This window comes from Paenibacillus sp. alder61 (assembly GCF_020179875.1).
In the GTDB taxonomy this organism is placed as follows: Bacteria; Bacillota; Bacilli; order Paenibacillales; family Paenibacillaceae; genus Fontibacillus; species Fontibacillus faecis.
In genome coordinates this window covers 1-1,586 of record NZ_JAIUDG010000047.1, presented here as the reverse complement: position 1 = coordinate 1,586, position 1,586 = coordinate 1, and the positions used below count along the sequence as shown (strand labels likewise).

Genomic DNA, 1,586 nt, shown 5'->3' with positions numbered 1-1,586 from the left:
TGGTTACTACTTAGGACTTCCTGCTTAAGTGCGGGAAGTTTTTTTTTCTATAAAAAAGGGTTTATAACTCTTTTGTCAAAAAGGTAAGTTAATCCAATTCATGAGAGGAGCGTCACCCATGCATCTATCCCCTGAACAAGTCCATGCCATATGCAAGGGCGACCCCGAAATTATCACTGCCTTTAACGCCTTGCTGCAGGTGATCGATCAGCAGGCCAAACGTATTGTAGAGTTGGAGCAACGCGTTCAGGAACTTGAACGTCAACTCGGTCAAAATAGCAACAACAGCAGTAAGCCGCCTTCTAGCGATGGGTTCCGTAAAACCAACAATCTCCGGCAATCCGGTGGAAAAAAAGGGGCACCCAAAGGTCATCCCGGGCAGACGCTGCGTATGGTGGCACAACCGGATGAAATCCAGATTCATCCGCATGCGATCTGCACTTTCTGCCATACGTCTCTGGCAGACATCCCTGCTCAAAGGTATGAAGCCCGGCAAGTCTTCGATCTACCTCCTGTCAAATGGAGCGTCACCGAACATCGGGCCGAAACGAAGTGCTGTCCGTCCTGCAGGGCCACAAGTACAGCTGCTTTTCCTGAGCGAGTAAAGGCCCCTGTGCAGTACGGTGATACGCTACGGGCCTGGACCAGCTATTTGAGTGTCTACCAATTGCTGCCTTTGGAACGCATTGCTCAGCTTTTCGAAGATTTGACAGATCACGGTCCGAGTGAGGCTACGCTGCTCTCGCACCTCCAGCAGATGTATACCTCCTTAACTACGCCTGAGCAACAAATCCAACAGCACCTGCTCCGGAGCCCGCTCATCCATGCGGATGAGACCGGGTTTCGCGTTAACGGAAGCGGGGTCTGGATGCATACGGCGAGCAATGGCAGCTTCACACACCTCACCGTTCACAGTAGCCGCGGTACCCAAGGAATGGCGGCGGGAGGGATCCTGCCCGCCTATAAAGGTACGGTTGTCCATGATTGCTATGGTCCGTACTTCAACCCAAAGTCGTTTTCGTTCCGCCACGTTCTGTGCAATGCGCATCTCCTTCGGGAATGTCAGGGCATTACCGAGAACGATAAGCACCAATGGTCGGGGGAAATGAAAACATTGCTGCAAGAAAGTTGGAGCCTGGTGTGCGCCTCCCGCGAATCCGGCAAGCCTCTCCCGGAACTGGTGGTCCAGGAAATCGAGCAGCACTATGACGATATTCTTTTTCGTGGCAGAGAAGAATGGAGTAAGAACGTCGTTGCCAGGAAAAAGGGCGTACGCGGCAGACAAGCCAAAGGAAAGGCCGGGAATTTAGCAGAGCGGTTTGAGAAATGGAAATCTGCTATCCTCGCCTTTCTTCGAGATGCCCACGTACCGTTTGACAATAACCAAGCCGAGCGAGATATTCGTATGGTCAAGGTGAAGACTAAAATTTCTGGAGCATTCCGCACCGAAGCCGGCGCAGAACATTTCGCCCGTATTCGCGGAGTCATCTCTACCCTCCTCAAACAAAAACGCCCTATCCTGGAATCGCTCTCTTCCGCTCTTCAGGGCCGTCTCCAATTCTAAACTGCTACCTAAGTAGTAACCA

General features: G+C 51.8%; 1 protein-coding gene. It reads left to right on the top strand.

What is annotated here, in order from left to right; genetic code table 11:
* Window positions 1–118 precede the first annotated feature (118 nt).
* Window positions 119–1,564: an IS66 family transposase gene (tnpC, locus tag LBW89_RS27275; RefSeq protein WP_170287164.1), complete on the top strand. Its 1,446-nt coding sequence runs from the start codon at window positions 119–121 to the stop codon at window positions 1,562–1,564.
* The last annotated feature ends 22 nt before the right edge of the window (window positions 1,565–1,586 follow it).

What these genes read in the sequence shown, in the direction of transcription:
- tnpC (WP_170287164.1), top strand. Translation starts at nt 119, where the DNA reads ATGCATCTATCCCCTGAACAAGTCCATGCCATATGCAAGGGCGACCCC.